General features: G+C 69.8%; 3 protein-coding genes. All 3 read left to right on the top strand.

Annotated features, from left to right (window positions below; translation table 11 throughout):
• The coding region (gene infB, locus LQV45_RS20885; RefSeq protein ID WP_230008657.1) for a translation initiation factor IF-2 at positions 1 to 2,201 on the top strand (2,201 nt) is incomplete at its 5' end.
• A 67-nt stretch (positions 2,202 to 2,268) separates the two neighbouring features.
• The gene (gene rbfA / locus LQV45_RS20890; RefSeq protein ID WP_230008658.1) at positions 2,269 to 2,757 is read left to right on the top strand and encodes a 30S ribosome-binding factor RbfA; all 489 of its coding nucleotides are present in this window, start codon (positions 2,269 to 2,271) and stop codon (positions 2,755 to 2,757) included.
• A 136-nt stretch (positions 2,758 to 2,893) separates the two neighbouring features.
• On the top strand, positions 2,894 to 3,565 hold a 672-nt coding region (locus LQV45_RS20895), incomplete at its 3' end, for a CPBP family intramembrane glutamic endopeptidase (RefSeq protein WP_230008659.1).

Consider the following 3,565-nt stretch of genomic DNA (forward strand, 5'->3'; position numbering starts at 1 on the left):
CCCCCGGCAACATCCCGCGTCCCCAGGCTCCGCGTCCCGGTGCCCCGCGTCCCGGTGCCCCGCGCCCCGGTGGCGCCGGTCGTCCCGGTGGCGGCGGTCGTCCCGGTGCTCCGTTCCAGCAGCGTCCCGGCGGCCCCGGTCGTCCCGGCGGTGCCGGTGGCGGGTTCCAGCGCCCCGGTGGCGGTGCTCCCGGTGGCGGTTTCGCCGGTCGTCCCGGTGGTGGCGGCGGCCGTGGCCGCGGTCCCGGCGGTGGCACCGCGGGTGCCTTCGGTAAGGGCGGCGGCAAGTCCAAGCAGCGTAAGTCGCGTCGGGCGAAGCGGCAGGAATTCGAGATGCGGTCGGCGCCGGTCGTCGGCGGCGTCAACGTCTCGAAGGGCAACGGCGAGATCATCCGCCTGCGCCGCGGTGCCTCCATCGCCGACTTCGCGGACAAGCTCGAGGCGCTGCGCGGCTACACCGTGCAGCCCGGCACGCTCGTGACCATCCTGTTCAACCTGGGCGAGATGGCCACCGCGACCGAGTCGCTCGACGAGGCCACCTTCGAGGTCCTCGGTGCCGAACTCGGTTACAAGATCCAGATGGTCTCGCCCGAGGACGAAGACAAAGAGCTCCTCGAGGGCTTCGGTCTCGACCTCGACGCCGAGTTGGAGGCCGAGAGCGAGGACGACCTCGAGATCCGTCCTCCCGTGGTCACCGTCATGGGCCACGTCGACCACGGTAAGACGCGACTGCTCGACGCCATCCGCCAGACGAACGTCGTGGCGGGCGAGGCCGGTGGCATCACGCAGCACATCGGTGCGTACCAGATCTGGACCGAGCACGAGGGCATCGAGCGCGCGATCACCTTCATCGACACCCCGGGTCACGAGGCGTTCACCGCCATGCGTGCCCGTGGTGCGCAGGTGACCGACATCGCGATCCTCGTGGTCGCCGCCGACGACGGCATCATGCCCCAGACGGTGGAGGCCCTGAACCACGCCCAGGCGGCCAATGTGCCGATCGTGGTCGCGGTCAACAAGGTCGACAAGCCGGATGCCAACCCCGCCAAGGTGCGCCAGCAGCTCACCGAGTACGGTCTGGTCGCCGAGGAGTACGGCGGCGACGTCATGTTCGTCGACGTCTCGGCCCGCCAGGGCACGAACATCCAGGAGCTCCTGGACGCCGTGCTGCTGACGGCCGACGCCGGTCTCGACCTGACGGCCAACCCGAACAAGGCTGCCCGCGGTGTCGCGATCGAAGCGAAGCTCGACAAGGGTCGCGGTTCGGTCGCCACGGTGCTGATCCAGTCGGGCACGCTCCGCGTCGGCGATGCGATCGTGGCCGGCACGGCCTACGGCCGCGTCCGCGCGATGATGGACGAGAACGGTGACGCGGTCGACGAGGCCTACCCCTCGCGCCCCGTCCAGGTCCAGGGCCTCAACTCGGTCCCGCGTGCCGGCGACGTCCTCATCGTCACCGAGGAAGACCGCACCGCGCGCCAGATCGCCGAGAAGCGCGAAGCCGCCGAGCGCAACGCCCAGCTGGCCAAGGCCCGCAAGCGCATCTCGCTCGAGGACTTCACCCGTGCTCTCGAAGAGGGCAAGGTCGAGTCGCTCAACCTCATCATCAAGGGTGACGTGTCGGGTGCCGTCGAGGCGCTCGAGGAGTCGCTGCTCAAGATCGAGGTCGACGACAGCGTCCAGCTGCGCATCATCCACCGCGGTGTGGGTGCGATCACCGAGTCGGACATCAACCTGGCCACGATCGACAACGCGATCGTGATCGGCTTCAACGTCCGCCCCGACACCAAGGCGCGCGAGCGTGCCGCCCGCGAGGGTGTGGACGTCCGGTTCTACTCGGTCATCTACAACGCGATCGACGACGTCGAGCAGTCGCTCAAGGGCCTGCTCAAGCCGGAGTTCGAAGAGGTCCAGTCGGGTGTCGCCGAGATCCGCGAGGTGTTCCGCTCCTCGAAGTTCGGCAACATCGCCGGTGTCATCGTGCGGTCGGGAACGATCACGCGCAACGCCAAGGCCCGCGTCATCCGCGACGGTGTCGTGCTGGCCGACGGCCTGGCTATCGAGTCGCTGCGCCGCTTCAAGGACGACGTCACCGAGGTCCGCACGGACTTCGAGGCGGGTATCGGCCTGGGCAAGTTCAACGACATCCAGATCGGCGACGAGATCGAGACCACCGAAATGGTCGAGAAGCCTCGAGGCTGATCCGTCGAGCGGGGGTCGCGTCTTCGGGCGCGGCCCCCGCTCCGTCTTCCGGAGAAAGGGAACGAAAGTGGCAGGGGAACGACAGGCCCGAGTGGCCGACCGCATCCGCGTGGTTCTCGCGGAGCGTCTCGAGAAGGGGCTGCGCGACCCGCGGCTCGGTTTCGTGACGATCACCGACGTGCGCGTCACGGGTGATCTGCAGCACGCGTCGGTGTTCTACACCGTCATGGGCGACGAGGCGCACCGCGCCGACACCGCCGCCGCGCTGAAGTCCGCGACCGGCATGCTGCGCAGCGAGGTGGGCAAGAACCTCAACACGCGGCTCACGCCGTCGCTGGAGTTCATCCTCGACGCCATCCCCGAGAACGCCGATCACATCTCGGCGCTGCTGCGCGAAGCGCGCGAGCGCGACGAGTCGGTGGCCGGTCTCGCCGCGGGCGCCGCATACGCCGGCGAGGCGGACCCGTACGTCAAACCGCGCGAGTTCGACGAGGACGACGCCGATGAGGACGAGGACGACACTGACGACACCGACGAGGTGGGCGCGCGCGCCTGACGTTCGCGATCGATACGGCCGGATGCCACCCCTCGGGGAGGCATCCGGCCGTTCTTCTCCCCGCGAGGGTCAGGGGTGCGCCGGTCTCCGTCGCGCGGGGGAGGCGTCGGCATCCGGTCCTTCCTAGGGTCGAGGTATGCATGGTTCGTCTCGCCTCGACTGGCCCGCCGTCCTCGTCTTCGCCGTGACCTCGGTCGCGCTGTCGTGGCTGATCGCCCTGCCCGTGTGGCTGCGCGGCCAAGGCCTGGCCGACCCGTTCCTCGGTCTCACCGCCGCGGCGATGATGGTCACCCCGGGACTCGGCGTGCTGGCGGCGCTGGCGGTCCAGCGTCGGACCCTCGGTCGCCGCGGGGCACGGGCGGTGTTGCGCGAACTCGGCATGTGGCCGCTGCGGCCGGCCGCGCGAACGGTGTGGACGTGCGTGGCGGTCATCTTCGCCGCGCCGATCCTCGTGGCCGTCGGACTCGCTGTCGTCGGGGTGTTCGGGGTCGCGAGCTTCGACGTCGTGACCTTCTCGGGATTCCGCCAGCTGCTGGAGGCCTCGGTCCCCGCGGGCACGCCGCTGCCGCCGGTAGAAATGCTCGTCGGCATGCAGCTCGCGATGATCCCGGTGGGCGCGGTCATCAACGCCCCGTTCGCGTTCGGTGAGGAGCTCGGCTGGCGCGGGTTCCTGCTCCCCGCGCTGCGCCCCCTCGGCGTCTGGCCGGCGCTGCTGATCTCGGGCGCGTTCTGGGGGTTCTGGCACAGCCCGCTGATCCTGCTCGGCTACAACTTCCTGGAGCCGAACGTGCTCGGGGTGGTGCTGATG

It is taken from the genome of Microbacterium sp. Bi128, assembly GCF_918698205.1.